Origin of the sequence: Staphylococcus lutrae (assembly GCF_002101335.1) — a bacterium.
Lineage (GTDB): Bacteria > Bacillota > Bacilli > Staphylococcales > Staphylococcaceae > Staphylococcus > Staphylococcus lutrae.
The window spans coordinates 2,355,873-2,379,596 of sequence record NZ_CP020773.1 but is presented as its reverse complement, the minus strand read 5'-3'; the positions used below and the strand labels follow the sequence as shown (position 1 = coordinate 2,379,596).

Below are 23,724 nucleotides of genomic sequence, written 5' to 3'. Positions count from 1 at the left end.
AAAGGAGGTTATTATTATGCCAATCGTAACAATTCAATTATTAGAAGGACGTACAGACGAACAATTAAAAGACCTAGTCAAAGAAGTCACAGACGCTGTAGAAAAAACAACGCATGCCCAACGCGACGCCATTTCTGTTATCATTCAAGAAATGAAAAAAGAACATTATGGTGTTGCAGGTGTGCGCAAAGTTGACCAATAAATGATACGCCAAATACTAAAACGTTAGAAAGGTTTTCATGATCAGGCGGCCTCTTAACCCGTTTGAAACATCCACAGTATTCCGTCCCCTATATAAACAGCCAATGATGAACCTTGGTTTTTATATGGGGGACGATGATTGTCTGGACCAAACGATAAAACATCACATTTCCTCTAAAACAACACGCGAAAAAGCTATGAAAGAACGATACATATCGCTTTCTTTCATAGCACTTTTTCACCTATTCAACGCATTACTCATTTAAAAAGGCTTGTATTCTTTTTTTGTTTTCAGCTTTATCAATCCCTAAAGCTGAACCCCCATCATTTGTCGTAATATTTTCATAGCTTCCTTTAACAGGGACGCTGAGGGTTTTGATATCTTTATCACCACGAACAATAAAACTAAACCCTGTTTGATAAATTGCTGAATCAGGCATATCGGTGCTGACGTAGCCTCTCATAATACCCGCAAGTTTTGGCGCTTTGAAAATAGATGAAGGTTGAACGAGTTCTTGTTTTAATGCAGTCATCACTTGCTGCTGTCTTCGCACACGACCAAAATCACCTTCTGGATCATTACGGAAGCGCGCATAACCGAGAAGTTCTTTACCATTTAAGCGATGATAACCTTTTTTTAATGAAACACCAATTTTTTCAGACATATCTTTTTCTACATTAATCGGTATCCCACTTGGCGCAAGCTCATCAATCATTGCTTCAAATCCTTTAAAGTCTAATGTTGCGTAATATTCTACATCGACACCTAAATTAGACTTCAATGTTTTTCTCAGAAGCTCTGGTCCACCTAAAGAATAAGCGGCATTGATTTTATAACTGTTGTATCCCGGAATATCCGCATAAATATCACGCATGATAGAAATGATTTTCATATCTTTCTTAATATAATCATATTGCGCAATCATAATGGAATCCGTACGGGATACGCCGCCATCTTCACGGTCCGCGCCTAAAATAAGAATTGTCGCCTTCCCATCATTTTTAGATACACCATTAAATTGATGCAATTTAGGCGCTTGATGTTTACTTGTTGCCACTTCAAGTCCGGATTTGTAACTCGAAATACAATACATGACAATAACAAGAAGGACAAGGATCAACGCCAAAATGATAAAAGGCCATTTTCGGATTTTCCTTTTTTTTCCACGTTTCAAAGTTTTCTCAGAAGCATTTGCGGCGCTACGTTTTAATTTGTTTTCTCTCATCTTATCAACCTTGTATCTTCAAAATTATGTATTTATGTATTATAATAAATACACACTAACGTTATATAAAATTATTTTAAAAATCAAGCAAAAACAATAAAAATGGTACGAAGGTCTTAAAAAGGGAAGGATGTTTATATGAATATCAATACAGCATATTTTGCGGGCGGTTGTTTTTGGTGTATGACTCAGCCATTCGATCAAAATGAAGGCATCGAAAGAGTAGTGTCAGGTTATATGGGGGGACATGTCGATCATCCCACATATGAACAAGTGAAATCGGGAGAAACAGGGCACTATGAAACAGTAAAAATCGAATATGATGTCGCCCTTTTTTCTTACCAAAAATTGTTAGAAATTTTCTTCTCTGTCATTGATCCCACAGATGACGGAGGACAATTCCAAGATCGTGGTCCACAATACCGCACGGCAATTTTCTATACTAATGAAGATCAACGTAAAGTAGCAGAAGCGTATGTTGCCTCGCTTGAAGGGACATTCAATCATGAGAAAGCGATTGCGACAAAAATCTTACCTGCGACACAATTCTATGAAGCAGAAGCCTACCATCAAGACTTTTATAAAAAGCAACCCGAACGATTTGCCCAACAAGAAGCAGAACGTCTCGCTTACGCTCAAGCACATCAAATCCAATAATATGAGACGACGCTTAAAACAAACAATCCCCAAAACATGGGAACCATTCACTTTTCACACTTTAGAGGCAAGGTATACAAACCTTGGCCTCTATTTTATATGTCCGCACCTATGATCCTCTATTGTTATTGTTTTCATTAGTCATAATGATACAGGAGCCGCCCATGAAAAACAACTCCCTCCCTCCTCAATCATGTAAAAAAGCCCGTCCAGTTATAACTTAGACTGAACGGGCGATAGACCACTACACTTAAGATACACTTTATTATTTTTTACGAATGACACGCGTCACTTTTATCAAACTTTCCCATGCACTTTGACCTCGATGATAAATTAAATAGCGGGACTCCCAATCTGGATTAAATTTACTTTTATATTGACGCAAACCTTGGAAACTATATAATCCATTGAAATGTTCATAAAAGCGTCCTGCAAACTTCTCTCTCAAATGACCATATGGCACTTGTCCGACATTAGACAAAGTCGCCATTCCCATATTAAATCTGTCATAGCCATTTTCTTGAGCCCATAAAATCATATTCAAGTACAGTGCATCCATAAATGGTAATCCTAACGACTTATCCCAACGTATTAAATCAACTGAGACGGTTGTTGAGCCTTCTATAGGCATCAATGTACAAAAAGCATCAATTCTGCCACGCTCATTTTTTAAAACTGCAACAGGCGCTGCATTGACATAAGACGGTGTGAAGCGGCCAACAGAAAAGTAAAATTCCTGTTGTTTACCTAACCATTCATGACTGATTTCTTCCAATCGCTCATATACTGCTGGCTTGAGTGGTGTTTCTAAAATTTCAAACTGATATCCTAAAGATTCCAGTTTATTTAAAGTGGCACGGAAACCACGACGCTTTTTACCAGCTACCGTAAAATCAGTCACAGGGATTAACGCTTCTTCACCCAGTTTAAAGAATTGATTTCCGAAATCATGATATAACGTTAAATAATCTTCTGAAACTTGGTAGAATATGACGTCCCCACCCAAGTAAGTCGCATACTCGTAAAATTCCGTGAGTAATGTATGAAAATCAGATGTTACACCGATAGGATCTCCCAGTACAATAAAAGAACTACGATCTTGTCGATACATCACAAAAGCTGTTTTTTGTTCATTTACAAAGACTTGTTTATCACCGCTATAGAGCAGATGACTCAACAAATGTCCGCCGTGCGCTTTCAGTATCTCACTTGCCACTTGATTATCATGCAACTTTCTTGGCCGGCGATAATTCCATTCGAATATATAAATCAACACAACAACAATAATCGTCATCCCAATAATCGACAACCAAAAAGTCGAACGTAATAAGAAAAAGTCGACTTTAGGTGGTAATACATCCAATAGTTGCAAAAACTCTTTGACGATTAATTGGTTAAAATATAAAATGATGAAACTGATAACGACCATACTCAAAATATTCTTCATTCGTACAGGCCGTTTCAGCACACGCGATTTACGATAAGCAAAAATCAACGCTGCCAGTATGAGTGTAATGACTAAAGCTAATAACACCAATCCATACACGTAAAGATTAGAAAGTAATAAAATCACCAGAGCGACAATCGCAAATAAAATCGCACGCTTACTTCTTGCGATAATACCGCGTAAATTCAACAATAGAATCAAACTCGCACTCACATTAATAATATATAATAAAGTGAAAATCAAATGATGTTTTGCTTTAGACGCATCAAAAATAATCGAAAAGTTATTAAGTAATAAAATAATGCTCATCATTAACACTAAAATACTTAAAGCAAGTGAAGGAACTAAGCCCACCAAGTCTTTTTGAAATGATTTCAAGAAACCAGATAATTCTTTGGCAGGTAAAAAATACTTAGACTCTGTCACATATTTTCTAGCCACTGTTCCAAACTCAAATACAGTTAAAACGAGCGCAATAAATAACGGGAAGAAGTAATAAGCAAAACGATATAACAATAACGCTAAAACCACTTTCTCCTCTGCAACACCTAACTGTTGAAACCCTAATAAAACCACTAAGTCAAATGCGCCAAAACCACCAGGGATAAATGAGAGGAGTCCTGAAATGGCTGCCACGATAAATATGCTGAGGATAACCGGGAATGACACGTGATGCACACCGACAAGTTGGAATGCACAATAGAGCACAATACTCGCAAACAACCATTCCACACTCGAAACGACTGTAAACACGGAGCCTAACCAACGTGCTGAACGATCGACCGGCCATACCCATGAAATGACAATAAATACTGGTAGTATAAACGCGACTGCATATAGAAATAGCGTAAACCAAACGGAAGTCTTATTTAAAAAACTAACGTCTAAAATATGCGTCACGATTAACAATGATAAAAAGCTTAAACCCGTCAACATCGATGTCAGCATATATGAAATAAATTTCACAAGTTTTTTACGTTCTGACGTATAACTACTGTAAAAGCATATTCTGACCGTTGCACCGATAAAGCCACCAAAACCAATAATATTATTAAAAGCATTGATAATGTAGCCGACGCGTAACGCTTTGAATTGAGACAACTTTAATTTAAAACGGGTCGTCAAAATCACATCATATAATGATAATAAAATGACAGAACTTCCTCCGAGTAAGAAGAGGCTGATCATTTCCATTCGGCTAATCCGATTAAACAATAAAAAGACCCGTTTAAAATTGATGTGCGCTAATTCACGCCCCAATACAATGGAAATTGTCAAAATTAAAAATATAATAAAGGCAATCTTAAAATACTTCAACACTTGATGTTTTGCCATAATGCTGTTCCTTTCTCACTTAGTTTGCGCTTCATCTCTCCTATAATGCTGAATATTCACATACACCTTATTTATCTCTGCAATCCAACTTGTATCACGTTATTCATCTTTCGACATGTCATATGGTCCAGAATCATCTGCGTAATACTTATTGTAACGACGCTTAAATAATAAGAAAATGTGCGATACTAGAACTTTTAAAATCGCATAAGTCGGTATCCCTAAAATCACACCGACGATACCAAGTAAATTCCCCGCACTTAATAAAACAAAGATAATCGTCAAAGGATGAATTTTGAGTGTTTTCCCCATAATATTTGGTGAAATAAAATGTCCTTCAATAAATTGAACTGCGGTCCAAACAATAATTAATTTAATCAACATAAATGGTGACGTGATAATCGAAATAATAATTGCAGGTGATATGGCAATAGTTGGTCCTAAATATGGAACAACACTTGTCACTGCAGCAATACTCGCTAAAATCAGCGCATAATCTAAACCGATAATGGAGTACCCGATAAATAATAAAAAGCCGATACAAAATGACACGATAATTTGTCCTTGAATATATGAACCCACTTGTTCACTCATTTTATCTAACAAGTCGTGGACATCTTTACGAAACTTTGGCGGTACAATTTTATTGATAAATTCTTTAAATCGGTGCCCATCTTTTAACATGAAGAACAATACAAACGGTACTGTAATAATAACGACCGTTACATTCACCACGGCTTCCGCAAGCACGCGCAACTTTGTACTTAAACCATTCGCAAATGTAGGTATCTTCTCTTGCAAACCTACAACAGCTTTTTCAATTTGTGAATAATAATCAGATAGTATAGGGACATGCATCATATTATTCGCAAACGAAGTAATCTTGTTCAAATAATTTGGGAAGTTTGCCATCAAACGTTCAAATTGAACAGACACAAGCGGAATGAGTAAATTGACTGCAATGGCAATGATACCCGCAATCCCTAAAAATAAAATTGTAATTCCCCATACGCGGTTAATATTATAGCGTTCCATTAAATTAATAATCGGGTTGAATAAATAATATAAAATCAAAGCGATAATAATGGGCGCTGCAATCGTATTAAAAACAATAATAATAGGTTGAAAAATGTAGGATACACGATCGAATACAAAAATAACAATCCCTATTAAGATAAAGACTAATAATGCAAAAATTAAATCTTTCCCACCAAAAAATTTCATAAAACGACTTTCTTTAATATCAAGATTTTTTGGATTATCTTTTGATTTGATTGGTTGTTCGGACATCAATTTCACCACGCCTTTTAGAAATTACTTATAGTTTATCTTTTTTTCCAACAGATTTAAACTTAAAACCTATTATAGCAAAGTTTTTAAATTATATAATAAAGGTTGCTAAAATTTCTAGACACCTACGATATACACATCTTTTATGATATAAGAAATCGAAAAAAACGAATCGAATGTACAGGATGCTTTAGAACATATCACGAGATGGCACGAAAGAGCCAAAAAAGCGGGATCACCATTAATAGTGATTCCCGCATTCATCATTCATATTATACTTCAAATAATTTTTGACCGTGTGTCACTTCAGTCGCATCCGTCATTTGTAATGAGGTAACTTCTGATTGTGTCACGATAATCGGTGTAATATCACTTTTAGCTGTTGCTCGAATAATATCTAAATCGACAGTCATTAAATGATCGCCTTCTTGAATCGTTTGGCCTTCTTCAACATGCATCGTGAAACCCTCACCATTCAATTTTACAGTATCTAAACCAACATGGATGAGCAATTCTAAGCCCGAATCAGAAACAAGTCCTAGCGCATGCTTAGTTGGGAAAATCATTTGAATTTTACCGTTGAATGGTGCATAAACTTCTCCACTCACCGGCCGAATCGCAATCCCTTCACCCATCATTTTTTCACTAAACACTTGGTCCGGTACTTCTGACAACGGTACAATTTCGCCATCCATTGGTGCAACAACATATTTTTGGATTGTATCTGAAGCTTGAGACGCCGCCTCAGGTATTACAACTGCTTCGTCTTCATTTTCATCAAGTGATACTGGATGTTTTACCACTTTCCCATCCATAATTTGTTGCATTTCATGTTTGATTTGATCAGATTTTGGTCCGAAAATGGCTTGCATGTTATTACCAACTTCTAACACACCAGACGCCCCTAGTTGTTTCAAACGTGCAACGTCTACCTTAGATTTGTCGTTAACTTCAACACGTAATCTCGTAATACATGCATCTAAGTGTTTAATATTTTCTTTTTCACCCATCGCTTCTAACACAGCATATGGTAAGTCACTCGCTGATGTCGTTACCGTTTCAGCTTGTTTATCCTCACGCCCCGGCGTTTTAAAATTCATTTTTAAAATCAGGAAGCGGAAAACGAAATAATAAATCACAGCGTACACGAGTCCAACTGGAACCACGAGCCACCATTTCGTTTGGTTCGGTAACACACCTAGTAAGAAGAAGTCGATAAAGCCACCTGAGAACGTATAACCGAGATGTAAATCAAGTAAATACATAATCAAGAATGCTAAACCATCTAAAACCGCATGAATAAAGAACAATAATGGTGCAACGAATAAGAATGAAAACTCTAATGGTTCAGTAATCCCTGTAAGGAATGAAGTTAACGCTGCTGATCCCATCAAACCAGCAACGACTTTTTTATTTTCAGGCTTAGCTGTATGATAAATCGCTAATGCCGCTGCAGGTAAACCAAACATCATGACAGGAAACTCACCTTGCATAAACTTACCTGCTGTTAAATGTGTTCCTTCTTTAATTTGCTCTATAAAGATACGTTGGTCACCATGGAACACTTCTCCAGCCATGTTCGTATATGAACCAAATTCAAACCAGAACGGTGCATGGAAAATATGATGCAGACCGAACGGAATAAGTAAACGCTTAATAAAACCAAATAAAAAGACAGCTAAACCTGTATTGGAATCTAATAATCCTTCACTGAATGCGTTTAAACCATTTTGAATCCATGGCCAAATCAAAGCCATCGGAAATGCAAGTAAAAATGAAGTTGTCGCCATCACAATCGGTACGAAACGTTTACCCGCAAAGAAACCTAAATAAGATGGTAACGAAATGTTATAAAATCTATTATAACACCACGCTGCTAAAGCCCCGATAATAATACCACCGAAAACACCTGTTTGTAATGTAGGAATCCCTAAAACGCTAGCATACCCTTTTGCAGCATCTTTCACATTTTCAGGTGTCACACCTAAAAATTCACCCATTGTTTTGTTTAAAATGATAAAACCTACAAATGCAGCAATTGCCGCAACACCATCACCACCAGCTAAACCGATAGCAACCCCCATCGCAAAGATAATCGGCAAGTTTTCAAAGATGATACTGCCGGCTGCCGTCATCATATGTGCGACATTTTGTACACCACTCGCTTGGATGAACGGTAAATAAGATTGTAACTGCTCACCTTGTAATGCTGCACCAAAAGCGAGTAATAACCCCGCAGCAGGTAAAATTGCAACAGGTAACATCAGTGCCTTACCTATCCGTTGCAATTGTCCAAATAGTTTCTTTCTCAAATTAAGCCCTCCTATTTTGTTGATACAAACACAAAAAAGCATGAGTAATAAACTTGTGAATGGGTCATCCACAAAGTTAAACTCATGCCTAATCTCACTTAGTAACACGTTTTATGTTTGATTTTGAGACGCAAAAGATAGCTGCTGAATATGCATTGTTAAATATGCAATTTCTGCTTCATAAACTTGTACATCTATTTGTGATTGTATCATCTTAACTATTTTAACAGCTATATTGTAGCACAATGGATATTGTGATTTCAATAGGTTTTCAAAAGTTAATTCAATTGTAGCACGTTCACCTTTTTTTAATCGTTGTAATAAAAAATGCACATGTCGTACGAAACGTTGATACTGAATGGATGCCACGGGAATTTGAATACCTAGGTCGTATTCTATCATACGTATGGCATTGTTAATCAATTTAGGTACATTTTGCATTTCGCTTAAATCAATATCATTTGTCTGAGAAGCAATATGCAAGGCAATAAAACCGACTTCGTCTTCTGGAAAATCAGTATTCAATTGGAGATTAATCCGTGTTACCACTTTTTTAGCAATTTTATAAGCTTCAGGGTAACTATACTTCGTTTCACTTAAAAATGGATTAGTGATGAATTGTCCTTTTTCTAAACGCTTCAGTGCAAAAATCAAGTGATCCGTTAAAGAGACAATAAACGATTCTTCATGCTGTAGTTCAAAATAGGTCATAATCAACTGAACGGAATCAATGACAACACGTAAAATTTTATCATCTGTATCCGCCACTAACATTTTATAATGAGCCTGTTCAGATTCACTTTCTAATTTAAACACCTTTTCAATCGTTGCAGAAGGATTAATTTTCATTCCGGGCTTTTGATTAAAACCAAGTCCTTTCCCGATAATGATGACTTCTGATTGCTGATATTCACAAATAAGCACGTTATTGTTGAGGACTTTTTTTATCGTATATGGTTTCACTATTCTGTCACCTCTTCAAAGTTCACTTCAAATCATATAACGAAATGAATGGAATTAAAAGCATTTAAATTTAATTTTCCACTTCACTTTTTTCTCTCAAACATCTTAAATTTTGATATAAAAGATTCCTTTTATTAAAAAATGACATTGGAAGCTTCCGAAAATACACCCATGAGAACGAATGTCCGTTTAATGCAAAGCGCGTCGACCTTCTATCTGCATCAAACAATCATTCCTGATACGACAACGATTCATCAAATTGAAAACAAAGAGCTGTAGACATCATATGCCTCAGCCCTATTTCAAATAAACTTTAGTCTTTCTTTTTATGTGCCGCATTGCCCCAAGATTCAATACCGAACAAGTTGATTTCCAACTCTTCTGGTTTGAAAATAGGTCGTTTACCAGCTTTACGTTGTCGTTGATAGTCTTTCATCACTGCAAAAGCAATATTCGACAGGCCGACAATCGCAATAATATTAACAATCGCCATTAAGCCCATAAAGACGTCTGCCGTATTCCAAACCGTTTGTGTCTTTACAACTGAACCTAAAAAGACAAGCAATACAACTAAACAACGGAAAATGAACAATACGACTTTATTTTTTGATAAAAACTCAATATTAGACTGTCCATAGTAGTAATTACCAATGACAGATGAGAATGCGAATAACGCGACTGCAATAGTAAGGAAGACCCCACCAGCACTACCGAGATGCTCATTTAAAGCGGATTGTGTTACCGCAACACCTTGCGATTCACCTTCACCGAATTTTAATCCAGAATACAATAAAATCATAATTGCTGTTGCTGTACAAACTAAAATTGTATCAAAGAACACACCAAGTGATTGAATCAAACCTTGTTTCACTGGGTGAGAAACAGCCGCAGTAGCAGCCGCATTCGGCGCAGAACCCATCCCCGCTTCATTGGAGAACAAGCCTCGTTTAACACCTTGCAATATCGCAAAACCTACAGCACCACTAGCCGCTTGATCAATGCCAAATGCACTCTTGATAATCGTTGAGATCATCGGCACAATTTGATCGATATTTAAAACTAATATAACGAGCACCATTAAAATATAAATAATTGCCATAAATGGTACGATTACAGATGATAATGTCGCAATACTACGTACCCCACCAAAAATAACCACTGCTGTGATAATGGCTAAAATGATGCCTGTTACTACAGGGTTTACATTGTATTGTGTATTTAATGATTCCGCAATCGTATTAGATTGCACTGTATTAAAAACGAAAGCAAAAGTAATTGTAATCAGAATTGCAAACAAAATACCTAACCAGCGCTGATTAAGACCTTTCGTGATATAGTATGCTGGACCACCACGAAAGCCCCCTTCCTCATCTGGCACTTTATAAACTTGGGCCAACGTCGCTTCGACAAAGGCACTCGCTGCCCCAATAATTGCAATCACCCACATCCAAAAAACAGCGCCTGGACCACCAAGCACAATCGCCGTTGCAACACCCGCAATGTTTCCTGTTCCCACACGAGAACCTGCACTAATTGCAAAAGCTTGGAAAGACGATATCCCTTTTTTACCACTATCTAAAGTTTCCGATTTGTCAGTTAACGCTCTAAACATTTCAGGTAACCAACGAATTTGGACAAACTTGGAACTAATCGAGAAAAACAACCCCACTGTTAATAGCAATCCGATCAAATATTGTGACCAAATCAATTCATTACCTATTTCAATAAAAGCTTTAAACCAACCTGGAATTAAACTATCAAAATCTCTCACTCGAACCCCTCTTTACTCTTCATTTTAAATGTCAATGTATTTTTGTATACAACTAGACCCATTTTATCATTTATATACTCAAGTGACTATCTAAAATTTTAACACTATTCAATATAGAGTCCTTGAATCTCTCCAAAAGTATCGATATCAACAACAAAGCTTCCATTCGTATATTGCTCTGATAAGTGAATATCTTTAATCTGACCCATCACTTCATCCTGTTGTGATATCAAATGATACTGGGTATGATCAGGACGACAGACGCATGCAGCGACGACTCTATGGGGTTGTTTTTTTAATTCTTTCAAGAGTGTAATCCCACGTTGTGCCCTTTTGGCAACTTGTAACACTTTATAAGGAATACGTTTTAAAGCCCCCCGCTGAGTCGCAATTAAAATCGTATCCTCAGGTTGGACCGTATCCACCATAACCACATGATCTTTGTCTTTTAAATTAATCGCTTTAATACCTGACGCTCGTAGACCTGTATCTGGGAGTTCATCAAGCGCATAAGTTAAAGACATTCCTCGGCAAGTTAATAATGTGAGCAATTGTGTCGACACATGCGCCGGTAACAACATGACCGAAATTAATGCATCATGATCTTTAACTTTCATAGCAACGAGCGGTTTTGATGTTCGTGTCGATTTAAATCCAGACAATAAACTTTTCTTAATCATACCTTGTCGTGTTGCTGTCACAATCGCCATATCATCATCAAATTGAGTAACAGTGTGACAATCAACAACATATTCTCCTTCATCAAGGGGCACAATCTGTGATACATGTTGACCTAAATCTTTCCATTTGATATCTGGCAATTTATGAACAGGAATGAGCAAGTATCGGCCTTTATTCGTAAAAACCATCACATAATCTTGAGTATTCGATTCAACAATTTTCAAAACTGTATCTCGCTCTTTTAAACCGATTTCTTCTCTACCACTTGCATTAAAGCTTCTTAAAGAAGTACGTTTGATATAACCTTCTCGTGTCAAGCTGAGCATCACTGTTTCGCTAGGGACAATGACCTCTTTATCAATTTTAATTTCAGCAATTTTCTCTTCAATCACTGATAAACGAGGTGCTTTGAATTGTTTTTTAATCGCCGTTAATTCCTCTTTAATCACATTCAGCAATGCATCATGATGATCTAAAATGTGTTTCAATGCTGAAATCTTTTGTTTTAGTTCATCGTGCTCTTCTTGCAATGCAACAATGTCCGTATTCGTCAATCGATATAACTGCAACATCACTATCGCTTCGGCTTGTTCCTCTGTAAAACGATAAGTAGCCACTAAATTTTCTTTTGCATCACGTTTGTTTTTAGAATTTCTAATTAATTCGATGATTTCATCTAAAATGGAAAGTGCTTTCATTAAACCTTCTACGATGTGCATCCGCACTTCAGTGTGTTCAAGCTCAAAGCGCGTACGACGTGTAACTACTTCGATTTGATGGTTTAAGTAACTGCTAATCATCGGTTTGATCCCCATCAATTGAGGACGCCCTTCAGTAATCGCTACCATGTTAAAGTTATAAGCGATTTGTAAATCTGTATTCTTAAATAAGAAATTCAAAATTGACGTGGCATTGATGTCCTTTTTCAATTCTATCGCTACACGCAAGCCACTTCGATCAGTCTCATCCCTGACTTCGACAATGCCTTCTACTTTTTTATCCGCACGTAACTCATCAATTTTTTTAACAAGATTGCTTTTATTGACTTCATAAGGAATCTCTGTAACGATGATTTGACTGCGACCATTGCGCAACGATTCAATGTCTGTTTTAGCCCGCACAACGATTTTCCCTTTTCCTGTTTCGTATGCTTTTTGAATCCCTTCGATTCCTTGAATAATACCCCCTGTAGGAAAATCCGGTCCGGTGATATACTTCATCATTTGCTTCACCGTCATATTCGGGTTATCGATGTATTTCAAAGTTGCCGTAATCACTTCGGCTAGATTATGAGGTGGAATATCCGTTGCGTAACCGGCTGAAATCCCTGTTGATCCATTAACTAATAAGTTAGGGAAGCGCGCTGGTAAAACCATAGGCTCCATTTCAGTGTCATCATAATTCGGTACAAAATCCACCGTTCCTTTGTTAATATCACGCAATAACTGTTCTGATAATTGACTTAATTTCGCTTCAGTATAACGCATCGCTGCTGGCGGGTCATTATCAATACTCCCGTTATTACCATGCATTTCAACTAATACATGACGTAATTTCCAATCTTGACTGAGACGAACCATCGCATCATAAACAGAACTATCTCCATGCGGATGCAATTGACCAATAACATCCCCAACCGTCTTAGCACTTTTACGAAAATGCTTATCATACGTATTGCCATTCGAATACATTGAATATAGAATTCGGCGCTGAACCGGCTTCAGACCATCTCGTACATCTGGCAATGCACGCTCTTGAATAATATATTTACTGTAACGGCCAAAACGGTCTCCAATCACATCAACTAAAGGTAAATTTTGGATGCTCTCAACCATTATGCGTCCTCCTCTATCATAGAATCGTCAGATAAAATTTGAATGTCATCATTTTCTAAAATATTTTGGTCTTCTTGCATCCCAAATTGAACATGTTTTTCAATCCACTCTCGACGCGGTGCCACTTTATCCCCCATCAACGTTGACACACGTTGAGATGAGCGCACTTCATCATCAATTTGGACACGAATCAACGTCCGAGTTTCAGGATTCATCGTCGTCTCCCACAATTGGTCTGGATTCATCTCACCTAGACCTTTATAACGTTGTAAAGTAAATCCTTTACCCAATTCATCTTGTAACTTCACCAATTCTTCATCTGTCCATGCATAGGCAATTTTTTTGTTTTTACCCTTACCTTTTTCTAACTTATAAAGTGGTGGTAAAGCAATATACACACGACCTGCGGCAACAAGTGGGCGCATATATTTAAAGAAAAATGTGAGTAACAACACTTGTATATGTGCACCATCCGTATCCGCATCAGTCATAATGATAATCCGATTGTAATTGCTATCCTCTAAATTAAAATCATTCCCCACACCTGCACCGATCGTGTGAATAATCGTATTAATTTCCTCATTTTTAAAGATGTCTTCTAATCGTGCTTTTTCTGTATTAATGACCTTACCTCTTAACGGTAATATCGCTTGAAATTTACGATCTCGACCTAATTTCGCCGATCCCCCTGCTGAATCACCTTCGACAAGGTATAATTCATTTTTGTCCGTGTTTTTACTTTGTGCAGGCGTCAACTTACCTGATAGTAAAGTGTCTTTACGTTTATTTTTTTTACCAGAACGTGCATCTTCTCTCGCCTTACGTGCCGCTTCACGCGCCTGTTGTGCTTTAATCGCTTTTTTTACGAGCGATTTCGATAATTGTCCTTTTTCTTCTAAATAGAATGGTAATTTTTCAGCAACAATGGCATCAACAGCACTCCTTGCTTCTGGCGTACCAAGCTTTGATTTCGTTTGGCCTTCAAATTGTAGCAAATGCTCCGGAATACGTACCGAAATAATCGCTGTTAATCCTTCACGAATGTCATTACCTTCTAAATTTTTATCTTTCGCTTTTAAATCTCCAATACGACGTGCATATTCATTAAAAACACGTGTCATGGCCGTTTTAAAACCTACTTCATGTGTACCACCGTCTTTTGTACGCACATTGTTAACAAAGCTCATAATACTTTCCGAATATTGATCGTTATATTGAAAAGCGACATCGACTTCAATTTCATTGGAAATCCCCTGAAATAATGCCACATCGTGAAGGACTTCTTTGCCTTCATTTACATAGCTGACAAATGCTTTAATACCTTCTTTGTAATGATAGACTTCTTGTCGTATTTTTCCTGGTCGTCGATCTTCAAGTGTAATCTTTAAATTTTGTAATAAAAATGCCGATTCTTGCAAGCGCTCACTCAGTGTATCAAAATTAAAACTCGTTGCTGTTTTAAAAATTTCAGGGTCTGGCTTAAACGTCACTTTCGTCCCTGTTCGTGTCGTCTTGCCTTTCTTGGCTAATTTTGTTTGTGGTACACCGCCATGTGCGAATTGTTGTTCAAATATTTGACCGTCTCGATGTATTTCTACAGTGAGCGATTCACTTAAAGCATTAACAACAGAAGCACCGACACCGTGAAGACCGCCTGATGTTTTGTAACCCCCTTGTCCAAATTTACCCCCGGCGTGCAACACTGTAAAAATAACTTCAACAGTGGGTTTACCTGAACGATGTGTCCCTGTTGGCATACCCCGACCATTATCGGCTACTGTAATACTTTCATCTTCATTGATCGTGACATTAATCTCATTACCGTACCCATTCAAAACTTCATCCACAGAATTATCTACGACTTCGTACACTAAATGGTGTAAGCCACGCTTATCTGTAGAACCTATGTACATGCCTGGTCTTTTACGTACTGCCTCAAGCCCTTCTAATACTTGAATGGCATCATCTGAGTAATTATTAACCTTTTTTGCAGACACTCAATTCCCCTCCTACAAACATATGTTCGTTCATCAAACTATACAATAGATATTCTTATATAAATCAAGGTAAAATGCAAGCCTGAATCTAAATAGCAACAAAAATAAATATAATTTTTATCTGACGAACCTATTGATTATGAATCGCTCTATATGTAAAATCAAAATAACAATTTTTCCTATCCCTACATTTCAAAAATCAAAAGTACCACCTTGAATATAGAAATATCGATCATTCTAACTTGAATTATGTTAAAATAAGACTAGGTACTAAAAGGATGTGAATATTCATGATGTTAATCCTGCTATTCATTGTTAGCTACTTGATTGGTTCTATCCCAAGCGGCTATTTAATTGGTAAGATTTTCTTCAAAAAAGATATTAGGGAATATGGAAGTGGAAACACAGGAGCCACAAACAGTTTTCGCGTACTAGGGAAGCCTTCTGGTTTTGCTGTGACATTTTTTGATATATTTAAAGGCTTTATCGTAGTGTTTTTACCCGTTGTGTTTAATGTTGACATTCACGGGTTACTCGTTGGTATTTTTGCAATTATAGGCCATGTTTACCCTATTTATTTAAAATTCCGTGGTGGTAAAGCGGTCGCAACAAGTGCAGGTGTGATGCTTGCAGTCAACCCTATTTTATTGTTAATCCTCGCCGCTATATTCTTTGTGATTTTAAAATTGACTAAATACGTTTCATTATCAAGTATTATCGCCGCGATTTGCTGTGTGATCGGTGCATTTTTCGTTAGTGACTACGTCATGTTATTCACGAGCTTGGTTGTTGCCATATTACTCATCTATCGTCATATCGGTAATATTAAACGTATTATCAAAGGAACTGAACCTAAAATTAAATGGATGTAATCAAAAAATTTTAAAATTTTTTTAAAACCCTTTACAATATAGACAAAAGATAAAGTTCTATTATTGGAAGGGGTTTTTATTATGAAAATCGAATTGACAAACAATGCTGTTCAATGGATTAAAGATGAGCTTGATCTTCCAGAAGACGGCAAAGTATTACAATTTTTTGTTCGCTATGGCGGAGAAATTCAATTAAAGCCAGGTTTTAGTCCTGCTTTCAATGTTGAGCCCGAGAGCGATATTGATGAAGTAGGATTTGAAGAAACATATGATGCTATTCGTATCGTTATTGCTGAAAAAGATCTTTGGTACTATGAAGATCATAACATTCAAATCGATGTCAATGATGATGAAATTATTTATCACGCTGATGCAATCAATCAGTAATTCAAAAAATTCAAGAGAAAACAAAAGTATGATTTTATAAAAAAATGATGTCCTTACTTTTAAAAAGTGGACTGGTGCAAGAAAGCGAACTGTATGATTTAACTTTTTTAATCATGTGATAGATGTTCGAAATTCAAGTTTGTTTTATGCCCTGAATCTATAAAGAAAGCCAATGAAAACTAAAAATTTTCACTGGCTTTCTTTATAGTTGAATATCTAAAAATCTGTCTCTCTTTATAGGCTAGATGTGAATACACACTTTACCCATAGCTTATCTTCAACACGATTTCTCTGTGAGTCAGTGAATGATTACTTCACTTCTTGTTCTTCGCCTGCCTGATTCCGTTGATCGACATCTTGATATATCGTATACCACTTTGGAAACACTTTGTCTAAGCGTACAGGTTTTCCCGTATCTTTTGTAATCAGCACATTGTCCGTGTAACCGCTTGTGACCAATTCTCCTTGCTCATTGTACACTTCATATTGATAGCGCGAACGTAAGCGTGAGAAACGTGACACCCACGTTTTAACTGTGACCGTTTCTGGATAAGTCACACTTTTTTTGTAATTAATATTCAATTCCGTCACAGGTGATACGACACCTGCTTGTTCCATCTCTACATAATCAAGCCCTAATTTATGAATATAGTCTGTACGTGCAACTTCAAACCATATCGCATAATTCCCATGATAGATGATCCCCATTTGATCTGTTTCTTGATATCTTGTAGCAATTTTCGTTAACGCATAAATCATGATTTGACCCTCTTTCTCTTCAATAAAATAAGGCAGTCAAAAGCTTCGTATTGCTTCGTCATCACTTTTAAACTCATGCCCACACTCAACTCTTTACATGGTCTGTCACCACATTTTAACGCTATCATTTACCTTCTTAAACTCACAGCCAATTCGATTGATAATTGGATTCACCGTGCATGCATTTTACAATTTTCAAAGGTAAAAGATCGATGTATACAGACATATATACACGATGCTTACTTATTATGATAGCTCAAAATAGCACAATTTCAAACTTTAAAAATCGAGTGCGTCATTTGATAAAGCAAGCTAAAAAAGGATTGGAAGCCTCTACCTCCAATCCCTTTTGCCTGTTAAGACAACGCGTTGATTGCTTATTGTGTTGCTAACTTTTTACGCAATACAAGTTGTAAAATACCACCATGACGATAGTAATCAATTTCCACATTTGAATCAAAACGTGCAATCGCGTCAAATTCAATGACTGTGCCATCTTCTTTTGTCGCTGAAACTTTCACCGTATCGCCCGGTTGCACAGAGGCATCAATTTGTACAACAATCGTTTCTTTCCCATCTAAACCTAATGTGTCAGCAGATTCACCTGCTTTAAATTGTAAAGGTAACACACCCATCATCACGAGGTTGGAGCGATGGATACGCTCATAACTTTGAGCAATGACTGTTTTGACACCTAATAAGTTTGTCCCTTTTGCTGCCCAGTCACGAGATGAACCCATACCATAGTCATTACCCGCTAACACAACTAAACCTGTTCCATCAGCTTTGTATTTCATTGCTGCATCGAAAATCGGCATCACTTCACCTGTTGGCCAATACGTTGTAAATCCACCTTCTGTCCCCGGTGCAAGTTGGTTTTTAATGCGAATATTAGCAAATGTACCACGAACCATCACTTCATGGTTACCACGACGTGATCCATAAGAGTTAAAGTCCCGTGGAGACACACCATTATCACTTAAATAGCGACCTGCTGGCGTATCTTTACCGATAGCCCCCGCTGGAGAAATATGATCCGTTGTCACTGAATCACCAAATTTACCCATAATGCGTAATCCTGATAAAGGTTGGATTTCACTTGGTTCTTTTGATAAACCTTGGAAGAACGTTGGATTTTGAATATATGTCGATTCAGGATTAAAATCATACAACGGTTGATCAGTCGTATCGATTTGATTCCATAATTCATTGTTATCGTACACGCTCTTATATTCTTCTTTAAATAACTCTGGTGTGACCACGCTGTCTACGGCATCAGCCACTTCTTGAATTGATGGCCAAATATCTTTTAAGAAGACATCTTGACCTTGTTTATCTTGACCTAATGCTTCAGCATGCAAATCGATATCTACAGTGCCTGCTAATGCATAAGCCACAACAAGTGGTGGTGATGCCAAGTAATTCGCTTTCACTAGTGGATGAATACGGCCTTCAAAGTTACGGTTACCGGATAACACAGAAGTCACCAATAAATCCTCTTCTGCAATTGCTTTTTCAATTTCTTCTAATAACGGCCCTGAGTTACCGATACAAGTTGTACAACCATATCCTACTAAGTTGAAACCTAATTGGTCTAAATAAGTTTGTAAACCAGAATCACGTAAGTAACCTGTTACCACTTTTGAACCAGGTGCAAGTGATGTTTTAACATATGATGGCACTGTCAAACCTTTTTCCACTGCTTTTTTCGCTAATAAGCCTGCACCTAACATCACATACGGATTGGATGTATTCGTACAAGACGTAATCGCTGCAATCGCAATATCACCCGTTGTCATTTCAGTTGTTGTGCCATCTTTAAAGTTTATCGTTGCTTTTTTATCAAATTCCGATTTATCTAAACCGTGACCTTGGTTGCCCGCTGGTGCAGTCACTGATTTTTGGAATGCTTTTTTCATATCGCTCAAGAAAATTAAATCTTGTGGTCGTTTCGGACCAGATAATGAAGCTTCTACAGTTGATAGATCGAGGTCAACCACATCTGTATAATTTGGCTCTTCATTCACATCAAAGAATAAGTGATTTTGTTTCAAATATGCTTCAACGATTTCAATATGCTCTGGTGAGCGACCTGTCAAACGTAAATATTTTAATGTTTCATCATCGACTGGGAAGAAACCACATGTTGCCCCATATTCAGGCGCCATATTTGCAATTGTTGCACGGTCTGCAAGCGGTAATTTATCCACGCCTGGACCAAAAAATTCAACAAATTTACCAACAACACCTTTTTTACGTAACAATTCTGTCACACGTAAAGCCAAGTCAGTGGCATTTGCACCTTGAGGCAACTCATTTGTTAAACGAACACCAATAACTTCTGGAATTGGGAAATATGAAGGTTGACCGAGCATACCTGCTTCAGCTTCAATACCACCCACACCCCAGCCTAATACACCGAGACCGTTAATCATTGTTGTATGAGAGTCCGTCCCCACTAATGTGTCTGGGAATGCAACTTGTTCACCATTTTCTTCACGAACATGGACAACATTCGCTAAATACTCTAAGTTCACTTGGTGCACAATTCCAGTTGCTGGTGGCACTGCGTTGTAATTATCAAACGCTTTCGTCGCCCAGTTTAAAAATTGATAACGCTCATAGTTACGTTCAAATTCCAATTTCATATTGCGCTCTAATGCTTCTGGATTCGCATAACTATCGACTTGTACAGAGTGGTCAATGACTAAATCAACCGGTACTTCAGGATTGATTTTTGATAAATCTCCACCTACATCATCCATCGCTTTACGTAGAGATGCAAGGTCAACAACTGCCGGCACACCTGTAAAGTCTTGTAAAATAACACGAGATGGTTTAAATGGCACTTCACCTTTTTCGTTTTCTTTACCAAAAGTAGAAAGTGCTTTAATATGATCGTCCGTAATCACAAAACCATCTTCTTGACGTAAAACCGATTCAAGTAATACACGGATTGAGTAGGGTAAGCGACTGATTGTTGTATAGCCTTGTTCTTCTAAAGTATTCAAATCATAGTATGTTAAATGCTTACCGTTAAGTTGGAATGACTTTTTTGCTTGTTCTTTTAAATTTGAAGCCATTGAATATCCCCCCTGATATTTTTATATACCGTTTTTTTAATTGTATAATTAACGCTTTATGAAAACAACTAAATGAAGAGCAAAACCCGATATTTGAAGTTTTGACTTTATAATCAGTAACTATAACAAAAAGTTATAACAAATATTAATAGTTATAAGTATACATTATTAATTGAGAACCATTTTCAATAACGAACACTTCAAAAATGGCTTGGTCTCAATCAAAATATCGCTGTCGACTTGCCTTAAAAGATTCATCATCACTTAACATAGAACCGTAATCCTTTCATGATATGGAAATCAATACTTCTTTTGAACATACTGTACGCCATCACTTTGATTCCAATATAAAAAGCAACCGAAAACAAACTCGGCTGCTTTTTATGTGAGGAGTAACATAACATTTTCGTCCATATCTCGTTGTTAAAAGTTGAACATTTTACTTACTATTCACGTTTTTTCTTGTTGCACTTTTTCACAATTTGTGACAATTGTGCGAAATCCCAAAGAAAAACCGTATTACTTCTCTTGTTCACGTAATCCTTTACGCTTAGCAATCAATTCTTCTTCATAATCTTGTTGTGAATTGGCTACGTATTCTTTTAACCGATGCTTGTTCGGTGTTAATGTTAATCCTAAAAACTTTCTTTCCTTATTAGCATCTTTATAAAAACTAATCATCATTAAAATCACAATCAATGAGAACGGTAAGGCACTGATAATCGCTGCACTTTGTAACGCATTTAAACCGGCTTCCCCGTCTCCACCACCAGAAAGTAACAGAACGAATGCAATTAATGATTGCGCAATTCCCCAAGTCACTTTAACAAAAGCACTTGGATAAAGTGAACCATATGTGGTTTGCATACCTAATACAAACGTAGCGGAGTCTGCAGATGTAATAAAGAATGACGCAATCAATAATAATGCAATAATCGATAATACCATCCCAAATGGAACATGGTGAAAAACACCAAACAATTGCGTTTCTGCTGACATATCGAAAATTTCCTTATGCTTTTTAGCTGTTTCAATACCTAAAACACCAAAAACGCTAAACCATATGAAGCTGACAATGACAGGGACTATAAGTACACCTGAAATAAATTCTCGAATTGAGCGCCCTTTTGAAACACGTGCAATAAACACGCCTACAAACGGACTCCAACTTAACCACCAACCCCAATAATAAAGCGTCCAGTCTGACATCCACTCTCTTTTTTGAGGATTGGTCGCTGCTGTATCAAAGCTATTAAACAAAAATGAGTTTAATAAATTTCCTGTTGAACTTGTAAACATGTTGAGAATTAATACAGTCGGTCCGATAATCAACCCTGCTATTAATAATAATGTCCCTAAACCAATATTTAAATTACTTAAATATTGAATGCCTTTACTTAAACCTGACCAAGCACTCATAATAAACAAAATTGTGACAACAACAATAATAATGGACTGAGTCACAATATTATTCGGTGTACCAAACAAATAATTCAACCCACCAGATATTTGTAACGCCCCCATACCTAGTGAAACTGCGACACCGATTACTGTTGCAAAAACAGCCAACACATCGATAATTGTCCCAACTAATCCATCGACATGATCTCCCAAAATTGGACGTAATGTCTTCGAAAGTAATCCCGGCTCGCCTTTTCTAAACTGGGCATAAGCAAGCGCAAGTGCAACAACACCATATACGGCCCATGCATGGAATCCCCAATGAAAGAATGTTGCTCGTAACGATTCAGTAAACGCTTCCGTCGTTTGCGAATCTGCATTAGGCGGCGAAGCAAAATGTGCAATGGGCTCTGCTGCACCATAGAACACTAAACCAATCCCCATACCTGCACTAAATAGCATCGCAAACCAAGAAATTGTATTAAATTCTGGCTTATCGTTTGGACGCCCCAATTTCAATTTGCCGATCGGACTAAAAATTAAAAAGATACAAAAGAATACGATGATCGTAGTTAAGATAAGATAATACCAACCCAGTTTATCAGTAATCCAAAGTTTAATTGTATTCGTAAATTCACCAAATTGTGTTGGAATCAATACACCAATTAATACGATAGCAAATACCACAATTGCACCGATTAAGAATACAGGAGAAAACTTTTTACCATTTGGTTCTGGAGTTGAAGCATTCATAAAATAACATCCTCCCTTTCTTACTATTAAATTTTAAATATCACACACTAATAATTAAAAAAACTCAATAATTTAATTAAAAGTGCAATAGACATATATACCATAACAAAACATTTTCATTTTATCAATGTACATAGAAGTGTATGGATTTTTCGATTAAATCTCTTATTGCAATAATCTTCCATTGGTGTATAATTAATTTTGTTATTCAATTTGATATAATTAGAGGTGAAAAATATGTTGAAAGAATTTAAAGACTTCGCCTTAAAAGGAAATGTCCTTGACTTAGCTGTTGCAGTTGTCATGGGGGCTGCTTTTAATAAAATCGTGACATCCTTAGTAGAAAACATCATTATGCCTTTAATCGGTTTATTATTTGGCGAAGTTGATTTTGCGAAAAATTGGTCATTGTATGGCATTAAATACGGTATTTTCATCCAATCGATTATCGACTTTATCATCATTGCATTTGCATTATTTATCTTCATTAAAATTGCAAATACATTAATGAAACCTAAAGAGGAAGAAGTTAAAATAGAAGAAAATATTGTCCTATTAACTGAAATTCGTGATTTGTTACGTCAAAACAGTAAATAGTCTTTAGACACAGTAAAATACGCTATGAAGAAACTTATCGTGATGAGAATCTTCATAGTTTTTTATTACAATAAGACAGCTATTTGGCCCTTGTGACATAGAATTGTACGACGTTTTGAAGTCGTATTTCGATTTTACAATCTCCGAGTAGATGTTT

16 protein-coding genes are annotated in these 23,724 nt (G+C 36.7%); 5 read left to right on the top strand and 11 right to left on the bottom strand.

All coding sequences use genetic code 11. The annotated features are described in order from the left end of the window. Positions 1–16 precede the first annotated feature (16 nt). Positions 17–202, top strand: a complete 186-nt coding sequence (locus B5P37_RS11025; RefSeq protein ID WP_085238256.1) for a 2-hydroxymuconate tautomerase — start codon at positions 17–19, stop codon at positions 200–202. Positions 203–455: 253 nt separating this feature from the next. Here the strand turns inward: B5P37_RS11025 and B5P37_RS11020 are convergent, their stop codons facing one another. Further along, entirely contained in the window at positions 456–1,427 is a 972-nt protein-coding gene (locus tag B5P37_RS11020; RefSeq protein ID WP_085238255.1) for an LCP family protein, read from the bottom strand. Positions 1,428–1,565: 138 nt separating this feature from the next. On the opposite strand from B5P37_RS11020, the gene msrA reads away from it, so the two are divergent. Next, positions 1,566–2,084, top strand: coding sequence for a peptide-methionine (S)-S-oxide reductase MsrA (gene msrA / locus B5P37_RS11015; RefSeq protein ID WP_085238254.1), 519 nt, complete (start codon positions 1,566–1,568; stop codon positions 2,082–2,084). A 265-nt stretch (positions 2,085–2,349) separates the two neighbouring features. Here msrA and mprF read toward each other — a convergent pair whose 3' ends face one another. The 7 genes from mprF to parE all read right to left on the bottom strand — a co-directional run bounded on the left by mprF (position 2,350) and on the right by parE (position 15,715). Further along, complete coding sequence (gene mprF, locus B5P37_RS11010; RefSeq protein ID WP_085238253.1) at positions 2,350–4,866, bottom strand: bifunctional lysylphosphatidylglycerol flippase/synthetase MprF; 2,517 nt, start codon at positions 4,864–4,866, stop codon at positions 2,350–2,352. Positions 4,867–4,965: 99 nt separating this feature from the next. Next, positions 4,966–6,156: an AI-2E family transporter gene (locus B5P37_RS11005; protein ID WP_085238252.1), complete on the bottom strand. Its 1,191-nt coding sequence runs from the start codon at positions 6,154–6,156 to the stop codon at positions 4,966–4,968. 272 nt (positions 6,157–6,428) lie between these two features. Next, positions 6,429–8,468: a glucose-specific PTS transporter subunit IIBC gene (gene ptsG / locus B5P37_RS11000; protein ID WP_085238251.1), complete on the bottom strand. Its 2,040-nt coding sequence runs from the start codon at positions 8,466–8,468 to the stop codon at positions 6,429–6,431. 111 nt (positions 8,469–8,579) lie between these two features. Then, positions 8,580–9,431 (bottom strand): glucose PTS transporter transcription antiterminator GlcT, encoded by an 852-nt coding sequence (gene glcT, locus B5P37_RS10995; protein WP_085238250.1) that lies wholly within the window; start codon positions 9,429–9,431, stop codon positions 8,580–8,582. A gap of 313 nt (positions 9,432–9,744) precedes the next feature. Then, entirely contained in the window at positions 9,745–11,202 is a 1,458-nt protein-coding gene (alsT, locus tag B5P37_RS10990) for a glutamine transporter AlsT (protein WP_085238249.1), read from the bottom strand. A gap of 104 nt (positions 11,203–11,306) precedes the next feature. Next, positions 11,307–13,718: a DNA topoisomerase IV subunit A gene (gene parC / locus B5P37_RS10985; RefSeq protein WP_085238248.1), complete on the bottom strand. Its 2,412-nt coding sequence runs from the start codon at positions 13,716–13,718 to the stop codon at positions 11,307–11,309. Next, positions 13,718–15,715 (bottom strand): DNA topoisomerase IV subunit B, encoded by a 1,998-nt coding sequence (gene parE, locus B5P37_RS10980; protein WP_085238247.1) that lies wholly within the window; start codon positions 15,713–15,715, stop codon positions 13,718–13,720. The genes parC and parE overlap by 1 nt, the downstream gene beginning before the upstream one ends. Before the next feature lie 290 nt (positions 15,716–16,005). Here parE and plsY point away from each other — a divergent pair, with 290 nt between their 5' ends. Then, complete coding sequence (gene plsY / locus B5P37_RS10975; RefSeq protein WP_085238246.1) at positions 16,006–16,587, top strand: glycerol-3-phosphate 1-O-acyltransferase PlsY; 582 nt, start codon at positions 16,006–16,008, stop codon at positions 16,585–16,587. A gap of 81 nt (positions 16,588–16,668) precedes the next feature. Beyond that, positions 16,669–16,974 (top strand): HesB/YadR/YfhF family protein, encoded by a 306-nt coding sequence (locus tag B5P37_RS10970; RefSeq protein ID WP_085238245.1) that lies wholly within the window; start codon positions 16,669–16,671, stop codon positions 16,972–16,974. Between the two features lie 309 nt (positions 16,975–17,283). On the opposite strand, the gene menI is transcribed toward B5P37_RS10970, so the two are convergent. The 3 genes from menI to B5P37_RS10955 all read right to left on the bottom strand — a co-directional run bounded on the left by menI (position 17,284) and on the right by B5P37_RS10955 (position 22,970). Next, positions 17,284–17,733 (bottom strand): 1,4-dihydroxy-2-naphthoyl-CoA hydrolase MenI, encoded by a 450-nt coding sequence (gene menI, locus B5P37_RS10965; RefSeq protein WP_085238244.1) that lies wholly within the window; start codon positions 17,731–17,733, stop codon positions 17,284–17,286. 377 nt (positions 17,734–18,110) lie between these two features. Continuing rightward, the gene (acnA, locus tag B5P37_RS10960) at positions 18,111–20,816 is read right to left on the bottom strand and encodes an aconitate hydratase AcnA (RefSeq protein ID WP_085238243.1); all 2,706 of its coding nucleotides are present in this window, start codon (positions 20,814–20,816) and stop codon (positions 18,111–18,113) included. A 519-nt stretch (positions 20,817–21,335) separates the two neighbouring features. After that, a complete protein-coding gene (locus tag B5P37_RS10955) occupies positions 21,336–22,970 on the bottom strand; it encodes a BCCT family transporter (RefSeq protein WP_085238242.1) in 1,635 nt (544 codons plus the stop codon). A gap of 237 nt (positions 22,971–23,207) precedes the next feature. Between B5P37_RS10955 and mscL the strand changes: the two genes are divergently transcribed. After that, complete coding sequence (mscL, locus tag B5P37_RS10950; protein WP_085238241.1) at positions 23,208–23,567, top strand: large conductance mechanosensitive channel protein MscL; 360 nt, start codon at positions 23,208–23,210, stop codon at positions 23,565–23,567. The last annotated feature ends 157 nt before the right edge of the window (positions 23,568–23,724 follow it).

Bases quoted from the DNA above. Each gene is read 5' to 3' on its own strand.
- B5P37_RS11025 (WP_085238256.1), top strand. From the start codon at position 17: ATGCCAATCGTAACAATTCAATTATTAGAAGGACGTACAGACGAACAA.
- B5P37_RS11020 (WP_085238255.1), bottom strand. From the start codon at position 1,427: ATGAGAGAAAACAAATTAAAACGTAGCGCCGCAAATGCTTCTGAGAAA.
- msrA (WP_085238254.1), top strand. From the start codon at position 1,566: ATGAATATCAATACAGCATATTTTGCGGGCGGTTGTTTTTGGTGTATG.
- mprF (WP_085238253.1), bottom strand. From the start codon at position 4,866: ATGGCAAAACATCAAGTGTTGAAGTATTTTAAGATTGCCTTTATTATA.
- B5P37_RS11005 (WP_085238252.1), bottom strand. From the start codon at position 6,156: ATGTCCGAACAACCAATCAAATCAAAAGATAATCCAAAAAATCTTGAT.
- parC (WP_085238248.1), bottom strand. From the start codon at position 13,718: ATGGTTGAGAGCATCCAAAATTTACCTTTAGTTGATGTGATTGGAGAC.
- plsY (WP_085238246.1), top strand. From the start codon at position 16,006: ATGATGTTAATCCTGCTATTCATTGTTAGCTACTTGATTGGTTCTATC.
- B5P37_RS10970 (WP_085238245.1), top strand. From the start codon at position 16,669: ATGAAAATCGAATTGACAAACAATGCTGTTCAATGGATTAAAGATGAG.
- menI (WP_085238244.1), bottom strand. From the start codon at position 17,733: ATGATTTATGCGTTAACGAAAATTGCTACAAGATATCAAGAAACAGAT.
- acnA (WP_085238243.1), bottom strand. From the start codon at position 20,816: ATGGCTTCAAATTTAAAAGAACAAGCAAAAAAGTCATTCCAACTTAAC.
- B5P37_RS10955 (WP_085238242.1), bottom strand. From the start codon at position 22,970: ATGAATGCTTCAACTCCAGAACCAAATGGTAAAAAGTTTTCTCCTGTA.
- mscL (WP_085238241.1), top strand. From the start codon at position 23,208: ATGTTGAAAGAATTTAAAGACTTCGCCTTAAAAGGAAATGTCCTTGAC.